This window comes from Pseudomonas sp. LBUM1672, assembly GCF_059695655.1.
Map to the genome: position 1 here is coordinate 4,108,279 of NZ_CP166781.1, position 20,566 is coordinate 4,128,844.

The 20,566-nt window shown below is 58.9% G+C and carries 20 protein-coding genes, 1 tRNA gene and 1 pseudogene; 7 read left to right on the forward strand and 15 right to left on the reverse strand.

The features are described 5' to 3' along the window. Nucleotide 1 precedes the first annotated feature (1 nt). The 4 genes from ACA053_RS18740 to ACA053_RS18755 all read right to left on the reverse strand — a co-directional run bounded on the left by ACA053_RS18740 (nt 2) and on the right by ACA053_RS18755 (nt 4,167). A complete protein-coding gene (locus tag ACA053_RS18740) occupies nt 2-979 on the reverse strand; it encodes an ABC transporter permease (RefSeq protein ID WP_109633148.1) in 978 nt (325 codons plus the stop codon). Further along, the gene (locus ACA053_RS18745) at nt 976-2,529 is read right to left on the reverse strand and encodes a sugar ABC transporter ATP-binding protein (RefSeq protein ID WP_497393373.1); all 1,554 of its coding nucleotides are present in this window, start codon (nt 2,527-2,529) and stop codon (nt 976-978) included. The genes ACA053_RS18740 and ACA053_RS18745 overlap by 4 nt, the downstream gene beginning before the upstream one ends. 55 nt (nt 2,530-2,584) lie before the next feature. Further along, the gene (locus ACA053_RS18750) at nt 2,585-3,541 is read right to left on the reverse strand and encodes a sugar ABC transporter substrate-binding protein (protein WP_497393374.1); all 957 of its coding nucleotides are present in this window, start codon (nt 3,539-3,541) and stop codon (nt 2,585-2,587) included. A gap of 188 nt (nt 3,542-3,729) precedes the next feature. Beyond that, on the reverse strand, nt 3,730-4,167 hold the full coding sequence (locus ACA053_RS18755) for a hypothetical protein (protein ID WP_497393375.1): 438 nt from the start codon (nt 4,165-4,167) through the stop codon (nt 3,730-3,732). 344 nt (nt 4,168-4,511) lie between these two features. On the opposite strand from ACA053_RS18755, the gene ACA053_RS18760 reads away from it, so the two are divergent. The 3 genes from ACA053_RS18760 (at nt 4,512) to ACA053_RS18770 (ending at nt 6,753) form a co-directional block, all read left to right on the forward strand. Continuing rightward, nucleotides 4,512-5,600: an asparaginase gene (locus ACA053_RS18760; RefSeq protein WP_109633156.1), complete on the forward strand. Its 1,089-nt coding sequence runs from the start codon at nt 4,512-4,514 to the stop codon at nt 5,598-5,600. 168 nt (nt 5,601-5,768) lie between these two features. After that, nucleotides 5,769-6,059 (forward strand): DUF1654 domain-containing protein, encoded by a 291-nt coding sequence (locus ACA053_RS18765; protein WP_497393376.1) that lies wholly within the window; start codon nt 5,769-5,771, stop codon nt 6,057-6,059. Nucleotides 6,060-6,063: 4 nt separating this feature from the next. Continuing rightward, on the forward strand, nt 6,064-6,753 hold the full coding sequence (locus ACA053_RS18770; RefSeq protein ID WP_109633159.1) for an endonuclease: 690 nt from the start codon (nt 6,064-6,066) through the stop codon (nt 6,751-6,753). A 58-nt stretch (nt 6,754-6,811) separates the two neighbouring features. Here the strand turns inward: ACA053_RS18770 and ACA053_RS18775 are convergent, their stop codons facing one another. Both ACA053_RS18775 and ACA053_RS18780 read right to left on the reverse strand, forming a co-directional pair. Further along, a complete protein-coding gene (locus tag ACA053_RS18775) occupies nt 6,812-7,723 on the reverse strand; it encodes a siderophore-interacting protein (protein WP_497393377.1) in 912 nt (303 codons plus the stop codon). Nucleotides 7,724-7,824: 101 nt separating this feature from the next. Continuing rightward, complete coding sequence (locus ACA053_RS18780; protein ID WP_109633163.1) at nt 7,825-8,190, reverse strand: penicillin-binding protein activator LpoB; 366 nt, start codon at nt 8,188-8,190, stop codon at nt 7,825-7,827. Between the two features lie 250 nt (nt 8,191-8,440). On the opposite strand from ACA053_RS18780, the gene csrA reads away from it, so the two are divergent. After that, a complete protein-coding gene (csrA, locus tag ACA053_RS18785) occupies nt 8,441-8,635 on the forward strand; it encodes a carbon storage regulator CsrA (RefSeq protein ID WP_007938114.1) in 195 nt (64 codons plus the stop codon). A 194-nt stretch (nt 8,636-8,829) separates the two neighbouring features. Here the strand turns inward: csrA and ACA053_RS18790 are convergent, their stop codons facing one another. Both ACA053_RS18790 and ACA053_RS18795 read right to left on the reverse strand, forming a co-directional pair. Beyond that, on the reverse strand, nt 8,830-9,285 hold the full coding sequence (locus ACA053_RS18790; RefSeq protein ID WP_497312458.1) for a DUF2214 family protein: 456 nt from the start codon (nt 9,283-9,285) through the stop codon (nt 8,830-8,832). A gap of 414 nt (nt 9,286-9,699) precedes the next feature. After that, entirely contained in the window at nt 9,700-9,894 is a 195-nt protein-coding gene (locus ACA053_RS18795; RefSeq protein ID WP_010455982.1) for a hypothetical protein, read from the reverse strand. Between the two features lie 191 nt (nt 9,895-10,085). Here ACA053_RS18795 and ACA053_RS18800 point away from each other — a divergent pair. Both ACA053_RS18800 and ACA053_RS18805 read left to right on the forward strand, forming a co-directional pair. Next, nucleotides 10,086-10,358: pseudogene (locus ACA053_RS18800) on the forward strand (PAS domain-containing protein); the annotation flags it as partial. 177 nt (nt 10,359-10,535) lie between these two features. Further along, nucleotides 10,536-11,651: a methyl-accepting chemotaxis protein gene (locus tag ACA053_RS18805; RefSeq protein ID WP_497396204.1), complete on the forward strand. Its 1,116-nt coding sequence runs from the start codon at nt 10,536-10,538 to the stop codon at nt 11,649-11,651. A gap of 136 nt (nt 11,652-11,787) precedes the next feature. Here the strand turns inward: ACA053_RS18805 and ACA053_RS18810 are convergent, their stop codons facing one another. Together ACA053_RS18810 and ACA053_RS18815 are read right to left on the reverse strand one after the other, a co-directional pair. Continuing rightward, nucleotides 11,788-11,964 (reverse strand): hypothetical protein, encoded by a 177-nt coding sequence (locus ACA053_RS18810; protein ID WP_178082317.1) that lies wholly within the window; start codon nt 11,962-11,964, stop codon nt 11,788-11,790. Between the two features lie 140 nt (nt 11,965-12,104). Continuing rightward, nucleotides 12,105-12,181, reverse strand: a tRNA-Val gene (locus ACA053_RS18815). Between the two features lie 183 nt (nt 12,182-12,364). On the opposite strand from ACA053_RS18815, the gene ACA053_RS18820 reads away from it, so the two are divergent. Beyond that, the gene (locus tag ACA053_RS18820; RefSeq protein ID WP_497393378.1) at nt 12,365-13,648 is read left to right on the forward strand and encodes an NAD(P)/FAD-dependent oxidoreductase; all 1,284 of its coding nucleotides are present in this window, start codon (nt 12,365-12,367) and stop codon (nt 13,646-13,648) included. A 134-nt stretch (nt 13,649-13,782) separates the two neighbouring features. Here the strand turns inward: ACA053_RS18820 and ACA053_RS18825 are convergent, their stop codons facing one another. The 5 genes from ACA053_RS18825 to ACA053_RS18845 form a co-directional block, all read right to left on the reverse strand. Next, nucleotides 13,783-14,754, reverse strand: a complete 972-nt coding sequence (locus ACA053_RS18825) for an XdhC family protein (RefSeq protein WP_497393380.1) — start codon at nt 14,752-14,754, stop codon at nt 13,783-13,785. Between the two features lies 1 nt (nt 14,755). Next, nucleotides 14,756-15,991 (reverse strand): c-type cytochrome, encoded by a 1,236-nt coding sequence (locus ACA053_RS18830; RefSeq protein WP_497393381.1) that lies wholly within the window; start codon nt 15,989-15,991, stop codon nt 14,756-14,758. Between the two features lie 2 nt (nt 15,992-15,993). Next, nucleotides 15,994-16,533, reverse strand: a complete 540-nt coding sequence (locus tag ACA053_RS18835) for a (2Fe-2S)-binding protein (RefSeq protein ID WP_497393382.1) — start codon at nt 16,531-16,533, stop codon at nt 15,994-15,996. After that, entirely contained in the window at nt 16,526-19,357 is a 2,832-nt protein-coding gene (locus ACA053_RS18840; RefSeq protein WP_497393383.1) for a xanthine dehydrogenase family protein molybdopterin-binding subunit, read from the reverse strand. The genes ACA053_RS18835 and ACA053_RS18840 overlap by 8 nt, the downstream gene beginning before the upstream one ends. A gap of 184 nt (nt 19,358-19,541) precedes the next feature. Continuing rightward, nucleotides 19,542-20,483, reverse strand: a complete 942-nt coding sequence (locus tag ACA053_RS18845; protein WP_109633176.1) for a LysR family transcriptional regulator — start codon at nt 20,481-20,483, stop codon at nt 19,542-19,544. Nucleotides 20,484-20,566 lie beyond the last annotated feature (83 nt).

Genomic DNA, 20,566 nt, shown 5'->3' on the forward strand with positions numbered 1-20,566 from the left:
CTCAGGTCCGCCGGCTTGCGCGCTGACTGCGATAAGTATCCAGCACCACCGCCACCACGATCACTGCGCCGGTGATGATGCGTTTGGTCGGCTCGGTCGCGCCGATCTGCGCCAGGCCCGCCGCCAGTACGGAGATGATCAGAACCCCGAAGAACGTGCTGATCACCGAACCACGGCCGCCCATCAGGCTGGTTCCGCCGATCACCACGGCGGCAATCACTTGCAGCTCCAGGCCGGAGCCCGCATTCGGGTCTGCCGCTTCCAGACGGGAAATCTGGAACAGCGCGGCAATACCGGCCAGCAGCCCCATCAGACTGAACACCAGGATCTTGTAGGGTTTTGGATTGATCCCTGCCAGACGCACCGCTTCTTCGTTGGTGCCGATGCCGATCAGATAGCGACCGAACACAGTGCGGGTCAGCACGGCCTGGGCGATGATGATGATCAGCAAGGCAATGATGAAGGACGGCGAGATGCCAAAGGCAATCGGGTTGGACAGCCAGGCGAAGGCATCACCGATGTAGGCCGTACGCGAACCGGTCATCTGATACGCCACGCCGCGGGCCATTTCCAGCACGCCGAGGGACACGATGAACGACGGAATTCGCCACGCCACGGTGATCGATCCGGTAATGGTCCCGGCCAATGCCGCGATCGCCATTCCGAGCAGCGCTGCAGGCAGGACGCTCCAGCCCCAGCCGAGAATCGCCACGCTGACGGCCGACGCCGCGAGCGCCAGGACCGAGCCGACCGACAGGTCGATACCGCCGATGATCAGCACGAACGTCATGCCGACCGCCAACACCATCAGATCGGGAATCTGGTTGGCCAGGGTGCTGAAGGTGTCGTAAGACAGGAAGTGGCTGCTCAATACCGAGAACAGCGCGATCATCGCCAGCAAGGCACCGGCCAGGCCCAGATAGGTGCCCAGGCCGTAGAAATTGCCACTACGTTTGCCGGCAGGAGATGCAGTTTTCATGAAAGATCCCTAGGCGCTGCTTCGTTGAGCAACGCATCACGTTTTTGGTAGCCGGCGAACGCGGCGGCAAGCAAATCATCCTGGGTCCAGCTGTCGCGCTCGAAGGTCTCGATCAGGCGTCCCGCCGACAACACACCGATCCGGTCGCAGATCAGCATCAGTTCACGCAGGTCGCTGGATACCACCACCAGCGCCTTGCCCTGTCGGGTCAGCTCACCGAGCAGTGCATAGATGTCGAACTTGGCGCCGACATCGATGCCCCGGGTCGGCTCATCGAACAGCATCACCGAACAGTCACGCTCCAGCCAACGACCGATCACGACCTTCTGCTGGTTGCCACCCGACAGCTCGGAGACCAGTTGCGTCGGGCTCGAACTGCGGATGCGCATGGCATCGATCTGACGCTGGGCCAGGGACATTTCGTCAGCGTTGTTGACGATGCCGCCGCTGGAAATCACCGGCATGTTGCCCAGCGCGATGTTAGCGCTGATTGACTGCGTCAGTAGCAGGCCTTCGCCTTTGCGGTCCTCGGTGATCAGGGCGATGCCGTGACCGACCGCATCGGCCGGCGAACGAATGCTCACCACCTTGGCCGGCGAACCCAGTGCGACGGTGCCACTGTCCGCGGTGTCGGCACCGAAGATCAGACGCAGCAACTCGGTGCGCCCTGCCCCGATCAATCCGGAAATCCCGTAAATCTCGCCGGCGCGGACTTCGAAGGACACATCTCGAACCTTGTCGGAGCGGGTCAGGCCTTTGACCGTCAACGCGGAAGCGCCAATCTTGCGCGACCCCAGATCGATGTGTTCGCCGAGTTCGCGGCCGACCATCAAAGTGACCAGTTGCTCGCTGTTGTAATTGGCCATCGGCTCGACGCAAACCAGGTTGCCGTCGCGCAATACCGCAATGCGCTGGGCGACCCGTGCCAGTTCTTCGAGGCGGTGGGAAATGTAGATGATCGACACGCCGCGCGCTTGCAGGCGGGTGATCTGTTCGAACAGCATCTCGACTTCACGCGCGGTCAACATGGCCGTCGGCTCGTCGAGGATCAGCACATGGCAATCGCCGATCAGGTTGCGCGCGATCTCGACCATTTGTTGATGGCCGATGCCGAGTTCGCCGACCAGGGTGTCCGGGTCGATCGCATCGAGCCCGACCTGGGCCATGGCCTCGATCGCGGCTTTGCGCAGTTGCTTGCGACTGATCCAGCCGCCATTGCTCGGCAGATTGTCGAGAAACAGGTTTTCCGCCACCGACAGGGTCGGCAACAGATTGAGTTCTTGCATGACCATGCGGATGCCCAGGTCTTCAGCCTGGGAGCGGCTGCCGGGGCGGTAGTCCTGCCCCTGGAACTGCATGTGGCCTGTGGTCGGCGTGACCAGTCCGCCAATGATTTTCGACAGCGTGCTTTTGCCGGCGCCATTCTCGCCGGTCAGCGCCAGCACTTCACCGCGCATCAGCGTCAGGTCAATGCCGGTCAGGACAGGTTGGGCGTAGGTCTTGCCGATGCCGCTGACCGAGAGGACAGCGTTCGGGGCGGAAACTGACATAAAACTCTCCATGCGCTCGCCCGGACGGGCGAGCACCGTTGTGTCGCCAGAAGGCTTACTTGGTAACCAGCTCTACCGGAGTTTCGATCACGCCGTTGGCGCCGCTGTCGACCTTCTCGCCCTTGATGATTTTCAGCGCTGTCTCGATACCGAACACGGCTTGCCTGGCGGCAAACTGGTCAGCGGTAGCCAGGACCCGGCCGTCTTTCAACATTGGCTTGATGGCGTTGATGTTGTCGTAACCAACCACTTGCACCTTGCCGGCCTTGCCTGCCGCACGCACGGCGGAAACGGCACCGACGGCCATGCTGTCGTTACCGGCCAGCAGCGCTTTGACTTCCGGGTATTCGCTGAGGATCGAGGCAGCAACCTTGTTGCCCTTGTCGATCTCCCAGTCACCGGATTGCAACGAGACAACCTTGATCTGCGCCGCTTCCATCGCGTCTTTGAAGCCTGCGGTGCGGGCCTGGGCGTTGGTGGTGGTGGACACACCCTCGATGATGCCGACTTCGTCACCGGCCTTCAGTTGCTTGGCCAGGTACTCGCCAACCAAACGCGCACCTTTGCGGTTATCCGGGCCTACGAACGGGACGTTGATGTTCTTGCTTTTGACCACGGCCGGGTCCAGCTGGTTATCGATGTTGATCACGGTGATACCGGCATCGATGGCTTTCTTGATCACCGGAACCATGGCCTTGGAGTCGGCCGGCGCGATGACCAGCGCATTGACCTTGGCCAGAATCATTTGCTCGACGATACGCGTCTGCCCAGCGGTATCCGTTTCGTCCTTGATGCCGTTGGAGATCAGTTCGAAATCGCCGGAATGGTCTTTGTGATACGCCTTGGCGCCATCTTCCATAGTCAGGAAGAACTCGTTGGCCAGGGATTTCATGACCAGCGCGACTTTGGGCTTTTCAGGAGTCTCGGCGAAAGCCGAAGAGACAGGCAGCGCAGCGGATGCAGCGGCCAGCATAGCGACAGCAAGAAGACGTCCAGCGAATGGCAGCTTCATGGGTTCACTCCGATCTTATGATTATTGTGAGCAACGCTTGCGCTGGCGTAAGCTTCATTGCGTCCGTCAATGGACCGAGCCATCAAGAACGGCGCGCAAACGTTTGCGTAGACCGAACTATGCGAACCCTGCCGGGATTTGTCAACGACCTGTTTTGTGTCTCTGTTGGCAAAAACCAACCCTGCCCATCACGCGGTCGTGCTGACCAGCGCGCCAGTGCTGGAGTCCTTGGCCAGTTCTTTCACCAGATTGCCCGTCACCTGGGCCAACGCGCCATTGGTCTCGCCGATCTGCCCCTGGATCGACATGACAGCGGTGGCTTTGGCTTCCTCGGTTGGATAAGTCGCTGCCTGAGCGGCCGCCAATTGCTGCTGTTGTTCGCGCAATTGCTGTTGCAGTTCCTGCATGCGCTTGAGCAGCACCTGCACCGCAATACTTTGGCTGCTTTTGGTCTCGGATTTGCTTTCGCTCTGAGCAGCACCACCGGTTCTGACCTGATTCTCTTCTTTTCCCGTCAGTTGAGTCGACGCTTCTTCAGTCGCTTCGCTCAAGGCATTGATCATTGACGGAGTCTTGCCACCGATGGTGATTGCGCTCGCATTTGGAAAACCGACAGAAAAAGACATGTGAACTCCCGAAAAAAATCCTTGAAGGGGCATCGACCTGTGCGCGGGTTTCTTTAGCACTGATTTTCTATCTGGCAAGGCAATGTGTTCGTCAGAAGCCGTAGGCCTTTTCGGAGAGCCGAACGCGAATCCTCAACTTATTCGGAAACCCGGACACGAGGCCGTTTAACGCTGGTAGCCAAATAGATAAATATTGTTATAAATCATCATTTTAAAAGTTTTACTCATTCAACGCAGGGCTGGTACAGATCCTGCTCTTCACCTACACCCCAGGCGTTCAGATCTGCCTGGGGCGCATCTAGATGAACTTGCATCAGCACCGTCTCACTACTAGAGAGAAAATAATGAAATCTGCCTTCAACACCTTTATTCCGGGCGCTTTGGCCCTCCTGCTGCTCCTGCCTACCGCTCTTCAGGCAAAAGAAGCCGAAACCCAACAGAAACTGGCCAACGTGGTGATCCTCGCCACCGGTGGCACCATTGCCGGCGCCGGCGCGAGCGCGGCTAACAGCGCCACCTACCAAGCGGCAAAAGTCGGTATCGAGCAGCTGATCGCCGGGGTTCCGGAGCTCAGCCAACTGGCCAACGTTCGCGGCGAACAGGTCATGCAGATCGCCTCGGAAAGCATCACCAACGACAACCTGCTGCAATTGGGTCGTCGCGTCGCCGAACTGGCCGACAGCAAAGACGTCGATGGCATCGTGATCACCCACGGCACCGACACCCTGGAAGAAACCGCCTACTTCCTGAACCTGGTGGAAAAAACCGACAAGCCAATCATCGTCGTCGGCTCCATGCGCCCAGGCACCGCAATGTCGGCTGACGGCATGCTGAACCTGTATAACGCCGTCGCCGTCGCCAGCAGCAAAGACGCTCGCGGCAAAGGCGTGCTGGTGACCATGAACGATGAGATCCAGTCGGGTCGCGACGTCAGCAAAATGATCAACATCAAGACCGAGGCGTTTAAAAGTGCCTGGGGCCCGCTCGGCATGGTCGTTGAAGGAAAATCCTACTGGTTCCGCCTGCCGGCCAAGCGTCACACCATGGATTCGGAATTCGACATCAAAACCATCAAGAGCCTGCCTGACGTCGAAATCGCCTATTCCTACGGCAACGTCAGCGACACGGCCTACAAGGCACTGGCTCAGTCCGGCGCAAAAGCGATCATCCATGCCGGCACCGGCAACGGTTCGGTTTCCTCGCGTGTAGTCCCTGCCCTGCAGGCCCTGCGCAAGGACGGCGTGCAAATCATTCGTTCGTCCCACGTCAATGCCGGCGGTTTCGTCCTGCGGAACGCCGAACAACCTGACGACAAGTACGACTGGGTCGTGGCACATGACCTGAACCCGCAAAAAGCCCGCATCCTGGCCATGGTCGCGCTGACCAAGACCAACGACAGCAAAGAGCTGCAGCGGATGTTCTGGGAATACTGATTCACCCTCGCCCGACCGACTCCGGTCGGGCACTGCATTCACCACTCGCCAGCCTTGGCGAGTGGTTCACCCCCCTCCGATATCCCGATAAAAAATTTCCCTTCGTCCTACACCAAACGGAAAAAACTGCTGTCAGAGGATTTTCTTGAATTTTAAGCAGTTGCGAAAATGCCTACAGTTAAATACTGTATGCACGTACAGCTTAATAAGGATAATTCCGTGGCCACCACCTCCGCTTCTCCTGACGCCTATCAACGCATGGGCATTCGCGTTCAGAAAATCATCAATTCCCCCACCGCTCAGAAAGCCAAAGCCGCACTGATCTTCCGTCTGCCGGACGAACCCGTGGCTGAGTGGGAGCAATTGCTCGAAGAGATCGATGAGAACGACAACGTCACCCTCGCCTATCGCGACGATGGCGGCGTGCAGATTTTTTGGGTTGTGCCGAAGGAAGATTGAGTCAATGAGTGTCCGCTGGTTTGCTTTGCTGTTTCTGTTCATCACCCTCGGCGCCCAGGCTGGCGCCCCACGCACCTTCAACGAAGCCAAGAAAGTCGCCTGGAAGCTGTACGCGCCGCAATCCACCGAGTTCTATTGCGGCTGCAAATACACCGGTAACAAGGTCAATCTCGCAGCGTGCGGGTATGTGCCGCGCAAGAACGCCAAGCGCGCCGCCCGCATCGAGTGGGAGCACATTGTGCCGGCCTGGCAGATCGGCCATCAACGTCAGTGCTGGCAAGAAGGTGGACGCAAGAACTGCACACGCTACGATCCGACCTATCAAAAGGCCGAGGCTGACCTGCACAACCTGGTGCCGAGCATCGGCGAGGTGAACGGCGATCGCAGTAATTTCAGTTTCGGTTGGCTGCCGGTGCAATCGGGTCAATATGGCTCGTGCCTGACCCAGGTGGACTTCAAGGCGAAGAAGGTCATGCCCCGCCCGTCCATTCGCGGCATGATCGCCCGGACGTATTTCTACATGAGCAAACAGTACGGTTTGCGCCTGTCGAAACAGGATCGCCAACTGTACGACGCGTGGAACAAGACCTATCCGGTCGAAGCCTGGGAACGTCAGCGCAACCAGAGCGTGGCGTGCGTGATGGGTCGCGGCAACGAGTTTGTCGGGCCCGTGGACATGAAAGCCTGCGGCTGATCGACCGCAGAAAAACGAAAAGGCCTCGGGTGGTTATCCCCCGAGGCCTTTTTCGTTTCTAGCCGCCGCTTTTGTTATAGCGCCAGTAGCCCATCAGATTGAGCGACTCCCGGGCAATGCCGCGCTCCTTGATCAAGTGCTTGCGCAGACTCATCACGGCCACCGTCTCGCCGGCTATCCAGCCGTAGAAACCGTTACCGGTCGAGTCAAAGGTTTCCCAGAGAATCTCTTCGTCGACATCGACTTCCGTCAGCTCCACTGCTTCATGAGCCTGCGAAGAAGTGACCGGCAGCTCCGCCCGACGGACCGCTTCAACCATCAGCGACCCTGCCGCTTTACCGCTGGAATAATCCCGGACCAGCCACCGCACTGACAGCCCCGGCCATTCAGGAACCGACAATGCGTCTTCTGCGCTGTCCACCTCGAAAAATGCCTGTGTCATCGGCGGCTCGGCCAAGACGGCCATCTCGTCAAGAATGCCGAGCGCGGCGGGCAATGCAGTGGCATCGGCCACCAGCAACAAGTGCTTGAGCCTGTGAGGCGGCTTCCATTCGAAACCACCGGCGTCTTGCGCTGAAAACTGGCGATCAGGTGCGACGATCTGAATAGGCTCGCCCGCTACCGCACGTATTGCCCAACGGGAGGCGGGACCGGTTTCACCGTGCAAGACGAAGTCGATGTCCACTTCGCCTTGCTCGGCCCGCAAATGGCGAATGGTGTATGTGCGCATCGCCGGACGCTGGTCGGCCGGCATTGAACGGTAGCGCGCATACCAATGCTGGTCATGAGCCAGCCTGGCTGGCGATCCATCCTCGGCTGGAAAGAACAGCTTTACCCGTTGATCCGGCGCCCAGGTGGCCATTTCTGTGACCATCGGACCGGCCAGGGTCACGCGCATCAAATGCGGGCTGAGGGTCTTTTTGTGCGCCAGGACCGCGTCGAAGATTTTGTAAGGGGTGGCGGAGGCCATGGAGAGCTCCTTCTGGGAATCGACAGTGACTACGCTTAAAGACGAGTCAATGTGGATCCCCTTTAAGGGGCTTCGACAGAAGGCTTGCGTGAAAAGGGCTGTTACTGGGCTACAGGACGCTCAAGCACCAGCAATTCGATGTTCTGCTTCTTCGCCCGGGTAATCGCTGCAGCGACCTCGGCCTGCTTGGCTTCGGCCTCGGCTTTCGAATTGAATGGACCGAGCAGAATCCGGGTCTTGCCGTTTTCCTTGACGACGCTGGACATAAAACTGTGTTCGATCAGCCAGCCGCTCAGGTCACTGACAGCTTGTGGCGTTTCGCCTCGCACTTCGAGATCCCATTGCGGACCGGTGGCCGCCGCCGGTGCGGAAACGACTGCCGGCTTCGGCTTTTGAGCGTCAACGCCTTTACCTTGATCGCACCCAACCAACGCCAGTACTGCGATTACCAAGACCATTTTGCGCACAACGTGTCCCTCTGAATGCTGAAAGCGACGATTTTACCATTCATGAATACTTCCCGAGTGCCGCAAAATGGGCGCAAAACAACGAGAATGATGGTTGCGGCCTCTGTATAGTTACGCCTTGGGAATTAATGCAGCATCTGCGCGTCAGAAAGAGGCACCCAAACCGTGAGACTTCGCACTAATCTATACATACCACCGACCTCTGCACTGTTCGAATCAGGTGCCCTACAAAGCAATCAAGGAGAAGACCATGCTGATACTCACCCGCAAAGTCGGTGAAAGCATAAATATCGGTGACGACATTACGATCACCATTCTGGGCGTGAGCGGCCAGCAAGTCCGCATCGGCATCAACGCGCCGAAAGACGTCGCAGTGCATCGCGAAGAAATCTACCAACGCATTCAGGCTGGCCTGACCGCCCCAGACAAGCCACAAACTCCCTGAATCCTGTTGCAGTCAGTAGCCAGCCCGTTCAGCCCTGAACACCGGCTGGCTAAAGATTCAAGCATCGTGTCGGCATCCATTCATCCGCTCGCCCCTTCCTGCCAAAAAACGTGAGCCGATATTAACGGCACGTCCCCTGCCCTGACTGTCAGACGTTTCGGATTAACCCCGAGGAAGAACGCGATCAGACCCGGCTAACCAAACGTCACGCCGCGCGCCATGCCCGTGGCAGCCACGACCATCAGCAGCACCAACAGCCCCTCGACATGACTGATCCGTGCAAACAGCTTCGCACGCCCGGTATTGATCGGCGCGCCACGGCTCAGCGCGATCCGCCATTTGATCAGCGTGATCATTGGCGCGACCTCAAGCAGCAGGATCAGAACGAAGAGCGTCATCTTGAGATGGAACAAGGGTTGGTGAAGGTAGTAGTCAGTCCCTTTTTCATACCCACCGAAGGCCCGCATCCCACCGGTGACCAAGAGCAGGACGGCAGAGATGCCCCACAGGTTATCGGCCATCAACACGCGACGAGCCTCCCCCGCTCCGGCAGCCAGTTGGCGAAATGCCGTGCCCCGCGTCAGTACCGCCCAGAACCCCAAGGCAAAAGCCAGCAGGTGAATTGCCGCAAGCGACCAATGAACCAGCATCGATAGACTCCCATCAGACTGAGTTTGAGTTTGGCCAGTCAGTAGTAGTCTAAAAAAAAGGAATGCGCTTGAGTTGGAGACGGTGTTTTCGGGGTAGAGGAGGAACAGCGGGAGCCGCACAAGGGACGCTTAAACGTCGGGGGACAAATTTCAGGCAAAAAAAAATCCCAAGCAGCTGATGGAAGCTTGGGACTTAAAAATGCATAAACCGTGGTGGTGAACGCGAAGCAATCTTACCTAAAACCGACACTTGTAACAATATATTTTGGGGACCGTTCGGTTAATAAATTTCCTAAGTGATTCAATATCCACACTATTTTTGTGGATCTTGATCAAACCCGCAAAGACCAGTGTCGCAACTGACATTTTTTCAGAGCGCCAAACAGAGAACCCAGCACGAAGGCTGGGCTCTGGTTATTTTCTGTTTTCCATCATCTTGTCGGCGAGCGCCTTGGCTCTTTCGATCAACAGGTTCTGCCTGTCCTCGTGAGTAGCCCCTCCTACAACCGGGGCCGTCAGGTTGCTTTCCGCAATCAACGCAGCGCAGAAGTATTGATCCCAAACAGCCTTGCCCTCAGACGCCTGTTTGTTCATTTGGTCGGCGATCATATGCGGCTCCTTTCGGTGAGGTAGCACCGCTATCTTACGCCTGAATCGCCAACAACCTCAGCAACTGAAGACCAACGCGAATACGCCGACACATAAACTTTCCGACGCACGACAGGTTCATTTCCAAGGACTCGTTAACCTTTTGCAAATTTGTGCCGATGTCTCTGGTTCAGGGCATAGGAGCAACACAGATGAGAAATAATCAACCCGTTACACAACGCGAGGTTGCCCTTGGACCTCAACAGAAACTCATCTCGACAACGGACTCGCGAGGGGTCATTACTTACTGCAACGACGCCTTCGTAGACATCAGCGGTTTCAACAAGTCAGATCTGATAGGCGCGCCTCAAAACATCGTTCGTCATCCTGACGTACCGTCCGCCATATTTGCCCATATGTGGAGTGCCCTCAAACAAGGCAAACCTTGGATGGGCATCGTCAAGAACCGCTCCAGGAACGGTGACCACTACTGGGTCAACGCCTACGTCACACCCGTTTTTGAAGGTAGCCAGGTCGTTGGTTATGAGTCGGTCCGGGTAAAACCGAGCATCGAACAAATCCGCCGCGCCGAGGCCCTCTATAAACGAATCAGCCTGGGTAAGTCGGCAGTACCCGGCAGCGACAAATGGCAACCCGCCTTAATGGACTGGCTACCGTTCCTGGCCATGGGTTTAGTGGGTACTTTGGGCGGTGTTTTCCTCAGTCCTCCCTTGGCAACATTGGTAGCTGTAGGGGTATCGGCTCCAATGGGCCTGATTGCTTCGCGCCGGCAAAAGCGCGGTGCGCTGCACCTGCTGGAAATGGCAGAGGCTTCCACTTCCGACCAACTGATTGCGCAAATGTATAGCGACGAGCGAGGGCATCAGGCGCGTCTTGAAACGGCCTTCGTGAGCCAGGCGTCACGTCTCAAGACTTGCCTGACACGCTTACAAGACACGGCAGAGCAACTCACCGGTCTGGCCGGGAGATCTGACGCCCTTGCCTCCGACAGCTCCCGTGGACTTGATCGCCAACGAATCGAGACCGAACAGGTATCAGCCGCCGTCAATCAGATGGCAGCGACCACCCAGGAAGTCGCAAGCCACGTCCAGCGCACCGCCGACGCCACCCAGGAAGCCAACGTGCTGACAGGCCGTGGACGCGACGTCGCCCGCGACACCCGCGAAGCCATTCAGCGCCTCTCCAATGTAGTCGGCGAGACAGGCCAGACCGTCGCGCAACTGGCTAAAGACAGTAACGAAATCGGGACGGTCGTCGATGTGATCAAAGGCATTGCCGATCAAACCAACCTGTTGGCACTCAATGCCGCAATCGAAGCTGCACGCGCAGGAGAAATGGGTCGAGGTTTCGCGGTCGTAGCGGACGAAGTGCGCCAATTGGCACAACGCACAACTGAGTCGACCACCCAGATTCACGGCCTGATTTCCAAGTTACAGGTCTCTTCCAACAATGCCGTGAAAACGATGGAAAGCGGCCAGCGCCAGGCCGAAGAGGGAGTTGCGTGGGTGCTGGAGGCCGATAAAGCCCTGATCGGCATCAGTGAAGCCGTCGCCAACATCACTGATATGACAACCCAGATAGCGGCCGCCACTGAAGAGCAATCTGCCGTCGCAGAAGAAATCAGTCGCAACATCACCACCATCGCAACCCTCGCCGATCAGACGTCTGAGCAGGCCAGGCATTCCGCCGAGGTGACCAAGGAATTAACACAGACGGCTAAAACTCAGTATTCGCTGGTTGAGCGCTTTAACCGATAACCCCTGCTATTACTGATCGGGGATCGAAATAGAAAAAGCAGGATGATCAATCCTGCTCTTTAAATCAGTTATCTGCTCGACGCTCAAGATCAGCTATGGCGTAGGTGCATGGGCACGCGTGCTACGGCCGAGAAGCTCACTTATTCCTTTGCATCCAGCCGATCAACATAAAAGCGAGCCCTGGAATGAGCAGCCCGGGCGCCATGTAACTGAACGTCGCTTCGTTTAATAGACCGCCCAAGCCAAAGCTGAATCCGCAGATTGCCAACGGGATGCCGGTTAGAAACATCGGATTTCGAAATGCCTTATCCATAGCATTATCTCCTTGAGAATTTCGCGGACTGAACTATACCGTCTGCCAGTGAGCGGCTGGAATTGCTAAACGCCAGACAACAAAAAAGGGCTCACCTTTCGGTGAGCCCTTCTAGACCGCCCAGCAGAGCGGATTTTGTTTGGTAGGCGCGATTGGACTCGAACCAACGACCCCCACCATGTCAAGGTGGTGCTCTAACCAACTGAGCTACGTGCCTGCTGTGAGGCGGCATTCTACGGAATTCCGGAGGGGTGTCAACACCTTTTTTCGAGCTAACCCTATGAATATGCAAAATATTTAATTTCGGGGCGGTTAAGAAGATTTTCCGGTGGCTGGCGGTCGATTTTTAACTCGGGTAGGATCGATGCACTCGTAAAATATATTAAACAGAGGCAGCCGGATGTCGAACACCCCCTACCCCGAATCCTATTACGCCGCGTCGGCCAATGCGGCTCCGCCGCGTCCGGCCCTGCAGGATGACGTAGAGACTGATGTCTGTGTGATCGGTGCCGGTTACACCGGTCTGTCCTCTGCGCTGTTTTTGCTGGAGAACGGTTTCAAGGTCACGGTACTGGAAGCCGCCAAGGTGGGTTTTGGCGCGTCGGGCCGTAATGGTGGGCAGATCGTCAATAGTTATAGCCGTGACATTGATGTGATCGAGCGCAGCGTCGGTCCCAAGCAGGCTCAGTTGCTGGGGCAGATGGCGTTCGAGGGCGGGCGGATCATTCGTGAGCGGGTCGCCAAATATAATATCCAGTGCGACTTGAAGGACGGTGGCGTGTTCGCCGCCATCACTGCCAAGCAGATGGGCCATCTGGAATCGCAGAAACGCCTGTGGGAACGTTTTGGTCATACGCAGCTTGAGTTGCTGGATCAGAAGCGCATTCGTGAAGTGGTGGCCTGCGATCAATACGTCGGCGGCATGCTCGACATGAGCGGCGGGCACATTCATCCGCTCAACCTGGCGTTGGGCGAAGCGGCGGCGGTCGAGTCGCTGGGCGGCACTATTTATGAGCAGTCGCCGGCGATCCGCATTGAGCGCGGCGCGAATCCGGTGGTGCATACGCCACAGGGCAAGGTCAGGGCCAAGTTCATTATCGTGGCCGGTAACGCTTATCTCGGCAACCTGGTGCCGGAGCTGGCCGCCAAGTCGATGCCCTGCGGGACCCAAGTGATCACCACCGAGCCTTTTGGCGAGGAATTGGCCAAGCGCCTGTTGCCGCAGGATTACTGCGTCGAGGACTGCAATTACCTGCTCGATTACTACCGACTGACCGGCGACAAGCGTCTGGTCTTTGGTGGCGGCGTTGTCTATGGTGCGCGGGATCCGGCGAACATCGAAGCGATCATCCGGCCGAAGATGCTCAAGGCGTTCCCGCAGCTCAAGGATGTGAAGATTGATTTCGCCTGGACCGGCAATTTCTTGCTGACCCTGTCGCGCCTTCCTCAGGTCGGACGGATCGGCGACAACATCTACTATTCCCAGGGTTGCAGCGGCCACGGCGTCACGTACACGCACCTGGCGGGCAAGGTGCTGGCCGAAGCGCTGCGTGGCCAGGCTGAGCGATTCGACGCGTTTGCCGATCTGCCGCACTACCCGTTCCCCGGCGGACAATTGCTGCGTACACCGTTTGCGGCGTTGGGTGCATGGTATTACGGGTTGCGGGACAAATTCGGGTACTAAGCAACACCGAAATCCTTTGTGGGAGCGGGCTTGCTCGCGAAGGCGTCGTGTCAGCAGACAATTATGTTGAATGACACACCGCTTTCGCGAGAAAGTCGAATCGTCGCACCGCCACTCCCACATTGGAATGCGGGTTAAAGCCGATCCCGCGCGATGCCGCTGCGGATTCGCAGGATGTCGGCGAGGACGGCCAGGGCGATTTCTGCCGGGGTCTTGCTGCCGAGGTTCAACCCGATGGGCGCATGAATCCGCGCCAACTCCGCGTCTCCCAACCGACCAATCCTGCGCAATCGCTCGAAGCGCTTTTGCGAGGTCTGCACGGAACCCATCACACCGATGTAAAACGCCTCGGTGCGCACGGCTTCCATCATCGCAAGGTCGTCGATGCGCGGATCGTGAGTCAAAGCCACCACCGCGGTGTCGCTGTGGCAGCCGCCGTCGGCGATAAACACCGACGGCAGTTGACAACGAATCTCGACGTTTTCCAGCACGACGCCTTCCAGCACCTCGTCACGCGGATCACAGAGAATCACCTCGAACCCCAAGGCAACCGCAAACTCCGCACACGCCTGGGCGACACTGGAATACCCCGCCAACAACAAACGCTGAGCCGCACCGATCCGCACGCGCACCCGGTCAATCTCACGCTCGATACGCACGCCCTGCTCACGATCAGTAAACAGACTGCGCGCACCGCTCGACAGATCAACCTCGCGGATCAGCCGACGCTGGCCCAGCAACGCCGACTCCAGTTCCCGCAGATGAGCCTGAACCTCGCAATCGGATTCCAACTTTTCCACCAGCACATCGAGAACGCCGCCGCAGGGAAGGCTCACCCGCGAACGCGGATCATCGCCTTCGCCATAACGAACCATGCTGACCGCATCAACAAACGCGCCCTCGGCGACGCGCTCGAGAAAATCTTCCTCAACGCAGCCGCCAGACAGCGAGCCGATCCATTGTCCGTCAGTGTTCACCGCCAGCAACGAGCCCGGCGCGCGCGGCGCCGAGCCATACGTGGCGAGCACCGTGCACAGCCAGATGCGCTGGCCAGCCGTCGACCATTCCAGCGCCCGTCGCACGACTTGCAGATCGAGATGCTGCATGTCAGTGGGCCTTGTGCTCGAGCGGCGGTGCATCGGCCCGTAACGTCTGCACATCGCTCACCGCCAGATCACCCGATTGACCACCCCAGCCCTGACGCAGGTAGTTCAGCAGATCGGCGAGTTGCTCATGGCTGAGCTTCTCGGCGAACCCCGGCATCGGTTGCATGTGTTCGAACCCGGCGAATTTCTGCTCACCAATGCCGTCGTCGATCACCCGCACCAGGTTGCGCGGATCGTCCAGGCGCAACGTGGTGTTGCCGCGCATAGCCACGGCGATGTGTGGTTTGCCTTCGCCGCCGACCGCGTGGCATCCGGCGCAGACGTTCAGGTAATCCTGACGACCGCGCTGGGCGCTGGCGCTGAGTTTGTCCAACGGCACGTCCGTCAGCACTTTCGCCGCCGGCGGTTGATCGCCGAGCAGGAAGGTCGCCATCGCCGCCAGGTCCGGGTCATTGAGGCCTTGGGTGCTGTTGTGGAACACCGGGAACATCTCGTTGAACATCGTGCCCTGGGCGCTCATGCCGTGTTTGAGGAACGAGCTCAGGTCTTGATGATTCCAGCCGCGTGCGGCCAGGTCATTGGCCAGCAGGCTTGGCGCCAGGTAGCCGTTGAGCAGGCCGCCAGTCATGCGTTTGTCCTGCTGCATCGCGCCGGGCAGACCGCGCGGGGTGTGACACTCGCCGCAGTGACCGAGCACGTCGACCATGTACTGGCCGCGTTTCCAGGCTTCGCTTTTGCCTTCGGCCGGTTCCAGTTTCACGTCCTTGCCGTAGAGCATGTTCCAGCCCATCAAGCCCAGGCGCACGTTAAACGGGAAGCTCAGGCTCGTGACCGGTGCTGCACGTTCGATCGGCTCGACGGTTTTCAGGTACGCGTGAATCGCGTCGGAATCTGCGCGTGGCATCAGGTGATACGAGGTGTACGGCATCGCCGGATACAGGTTCGCGCCATCGCGACGCTTGCCCTCGGTGAGCGCGGCGAAGAACTCGTCATCGTTGTACAGACCGATGCCGTGCTCTTTGCTCGGGGTGATGTTGGTGCCATAGATCGTGCCGAACGGCGAGACGATCGGCAGGCCGCCCGCGTACGGCGCACCACCTGGCGCGGTGTGACAGGCCATGCAATCGGCGGCACGGGCGAGATAGGCACCGCGAACCACTTGATCATCCGCATGAGCCAGGAACACAGGCGCAGCCAGACCAACCGCCAACGCCAGGCGGGAAAGAAGATGCTTCATGCTTAACCCTCCTTGACCAGGCCGAGATCGGTCAGCACGTTGCGCGTCGCGCTGTAATAACGCACGTAGCCGGTGCAGCGGCAGATGTGGTGACCGAGGCTGTCCTCGATGACTTTTTCCAGCTGGCTTTTGACGATGGGCTGACGCTGCAGCTTCTCCACCAACACCGTCGCGGCATTCACGAAACCCGGTGCGCAGTAGCTGCACTGGAAGGCGAATTCATCGACGAAGCGCTGCTGGATCGGATTGAGTTCGGTGACCTGGCCCTGCTCGTCGCGGGTCGCGTGGCCTTCAATGGTCCGCACCTTTTTGCCTTCGAAATAGTGCGCGCCGGTGATGCAGGTGCGCACTTCTTCGCTGGTGCCGTCCGGGTTGTCGACGATCACCACGCAGGCGTGGCAGATGCCCTGACCGCAGCCGAGACGCGAGCCGGTGAGGTTTTTGTATTCGTGCAGGTAGTCGATCATCGGCAGGTCATCAGGGATGTCCACCGGGCCGACGGATTGACCGTTGAGGGTCAGTTGAAGCCGACGGTTAGCCATTGAGGGCCTCCTTGATGCGGGCAGAAGTGATAGGCAGGTCGCGGACCCGTTTGCCGATGGCGTGCGCCACGGCGTTACCGATGGCGCCGACCACCGGGATCATCACCACTTCGGCGATGCCCTTGGACGGATCGCTCGGCGACAGCGGCGGCAGGATCTCCGCCGTCTGCTTCCAGACCGCAACGTGGCGCGCCATCGGCAAGCGGTAACGGTTGAAGTTCCAGTCGCCCTCCCCCGGCCCGCCTTCGTACAGCGGCATCTCTTCCATCAACGCATGACCGATGCCCATGGCAATCCCGCCTTCGAGTTGGCCCTTGACCAGTTCTTCCACCAGCACCCGACCGCACTCGACCCACGAGTGGTGGTTGAGCACCTGCACTTCAGCGGTGCCCTTGTTCACTTTCAATTCCACCAGCGTCGCAACCGGGCTGTAATAGGTCACTGCCGCGTTGTTCAACTGAGTGTCCGGGTAACGGATGTTCTGTCGATCAATCAGGTGGAAACCGGCGCTGTTCATCTGCGCCTTTTTCACGCTCGGAGCGCCATCACCGTACTTCACCGCCAGACCGTCGAGCGGCAGACGTTCACGCACGCCATCGATGCTGAACTCGGCCTCGGCCCAGCTCCAGCGGTTGAAACCGTGCACCGTCGCGCCGGTCACCAGGCCTTTTTCGTGGGCATGTTTGGCCAGCTGTTCGAAGCTCAACGGCTGCATGCCGTTGGCGGTGAGTCGGCCGTCGACCCAATGCGCGTCTTCGCGGCGCACCACATATGGGTTGGCCTGGCCGCCGTAAGGGCCTTGCCCCCAGATCTGCAACGCCGCCGGCCACAAACCGTGGTTGAACAGCACACGCGCCGCTTCACGGGTGGCGTGGCTGAAGTAGTAGGCAGAGTTGGTCGCCGACGAAGCCGAGGCGAGCTTGCCGACCCAGCGCGGATTGCGCAGGAATTTGTCCTGCTCGGCCTGGCTCATGATGTACGGGTTGCCGCCGGTGATCAGCTGCAACTCTGTCCATTCGGTCTCGCCGGTCTTCACTTCAGTCGCCGGGACGCCGAGGAAATCGGCCACGACCAAGGCTTGCGAAGTGGACATGCCGGTGCCGATTTCGATGCCGATGTGGCGCAGGGTGATGTGCCCTTCCGCGGTGAATTCGATGCTGGCCATCGGCGCTTCGGAACCGGTGCCGAAGTCTTTCTGGCAGATGGCGAAACCAACGCCGTACCAGTTGTCCGGGTCCTGGGCTTCACGCTGCTTTTTGACCGCGTCGCGGTTTTTCCAGACTTCGTGGACAGCGGCTTTATCGAGAATTTCGTGCAGGCGCAAGGCACCCGCCGGCACCGCGCCCTGGGTGTTTTTCATGCCTGAGACCATGGCGTTTTTCTTGCGCAGATCAATCGCATCGATGCCGAGGCGATCGGCAATTTCATCGACCATCATCTCGGTGGAGGCCATGCTTTGCAGCGTGCCGTAACCGCGCATCGACCCGGCTTCAACGGCGCGGGAATGGTAGGCGGTGACCTGCAAATCGTTCTGCGGCATGTAGTAGATCGACTGCGCTGCCGTGGCGCCAACCGCCGCCACCGATGGGCTGTAATTGATCCGTCCGCCGCCGTCGACGTTCATCTCGGCGCGGAAAATCTTGAAACTGTAATCGGTCTTGTCCACCGCCAGTTGATAGCGGATGTCGAACGGATGACGCTTGATGCCGCTCTGGAACTGCTCATAGCGATCGTTGGCCAGACGCACCGGCACACCGGCGCCGTACAACGCCGCCAGGGCCGCGTAGTACACGAAAATGTTGTGGTCTTTGGAGCCGTAGCCGACGGTGTAACCGGGGTGCATGTTCAGGTTGGCCAGGCCGAAACGCGACGGCGCGATCATCTTCGCGGTTTCGGTCGCGGTCTCCAGCGGGCACTGTGTGGCGACGACAAAATGCAAGGTCTTGGTCGCCGGGTCGTACCAGCCGTTGCCGTTGTCCGGCTCCATGGCGGCCGGTTCGATCGACGGGGTTTTGTAGCGCTCGTCGAACACCAGCCAGTTGCCTGGCGGCGTGTCGATCTGCTGCTTCATGCGCTCGGCGTAGAACAGGCCGCGCTCGGTCAGGTTGCCGTGCAGGTTCGGCTGCGAATTCCACACCGGACGACGATTGCGCAGCATCGGGAACAGGATCGAATCCTTGAGGCTGGCGAATTCGTCCTCGTCTGCCGAGGTCGCCCCGCCAACGCGCACGTAGCGGAAACTGCCGTAAGGATCGCCTTCGTAGAACGGCACTTTGTCACCGTAACGAATCGCTTTGTCATTGAATTTGAGCTTGGCCTTGGCCTGACGAAAACGCTCGAAGTCGTTCCAGATCAGGATCGCCACCGGGTGCCCGATGAACATCGGCACCTTGCCTTCCGGCAGCAGCGGATCCGGCGCGTGTTCTTCCGGGAAGGCGATGCCGTCCTTGTCCAGGTCAGCGGCGGTGACGATGCGGTCCGGCTGCAATTCGGCGTCGAGCCACGCCAGGTCGTAACCGGCGTAAATGCGATCGGCCTTGGTGGTTTTCAGCAGCATGGCGTGACCTTGTTGCTGCGGCCAGCCCGGCATGTCCTTGGCGCGGATGTCGCGGGCAAAGACTTTACTGCCGCAGACCTTGGACAAGGCATCGTTACGCGAGCGCGCCTTGCCGTTGTTGCCGAGCCATTGCTCGGACGGCACGGTCACGCTGTTTTCCATCAGGGCCGCCAGCGCCTGACTGCTGAGCGGCGTGAGCGTCACGCTCACACCCGCCACCAGCCCGCCCTGAAGGAACGAGCGCCGGGATATTTCACGGTTGGACATGGATCATCCTCTGGGCGGTTATGGGTCCGCCCTTCTGGTTATGTTCTGGGGATCTCGAGTCTTGCAGAAGCCCTTTTTGACGAGGCAAAGGGCTGTGTTGACAGTGCAAAGCTGACCGAAAGGTTAACTTTATAGATTTATGCGCTTTTAGAAAACAACTGGTAACAAAAATCTGACCGAAGAATCAAAAAATCGCCGCTTTTCGGCGGAGCAAATCGATGAACAAACCCAACTCCCGGCTGATGTGTTCGCCCTTGCGAAGCAGCAATCCGAATGGCGCCAGTTGCACGTCCAGCTCTACGGGCAGCGCCACCACCAGCCCCATTTTCAGGTAGTCGCGCAACGCGGTTTCCGAGAGCACCATGATGGCGTCGGTCAGTTGAATCAGTTGCTGCATCGAGTACACCGAACTGCATTCGATGATGTCGGCGGGCGTCGGCAAGGCCAGGCGCTGCAAGGCCTGATCAAGACCGATGCGCGCCGGACTGGTCTCTGGCTGCAGGATCCACGGCCAGCCGCTGACCAGTTCCGAGAGTTCGAGTGCTTCCCTTTGCACCAAGGGATGACCGGCGTGAACGACAACCAGCAACCGTTCGTTGCCCAGCTGTTCGAATTCGTAATGTTCGCTGTCGGTGGCGGCATTGCGCCGGGCAATGGCGAGGTCGATGCGGCCCTGCTCCAGAAGCTGGATCACCTGATCGCTGGTGTCGCCCATGATGCGAATGCGCAACTGCGGATTGAGCGCCTTGATTTCGGCAATCGAATCCATCACCAGGTCAGGCGCGGCGCCCATGATGGTGCCGATGGACAGATAACCGTAACCGCCCTGCTGCCGCGCGATCAGGTCTTCGGCGCAGCGGTCGAGGCCGCTGAGGGCGGATTCGGCGAAACGAATCAACTCACTGCCCAGCGCCGTTGGCCGCATTCCGCGCGGCAGGCGCTCGAACAGGTCGCAGCCGAACATGTCCTCAATCTCATGCAGCATCCGGGTCGCCGCCGGTTGCGACATGTTCAGGCTTTGCGAGGCACGGTGCAGGTTCTGACTGCTGCTCAGCGTCACCAGCATGTGCAAATGCTTGTAGCGCAGGCGGTTGAGCAGGCTGCGGGAGATGATCGGTGTGGTCATGGCGGGCCTTTCGTATCGATACCCTGAGGGTATCAGTTGTGAGCTAGATTCGATTTGTAACGCATCGATCCACGGCCGTACAG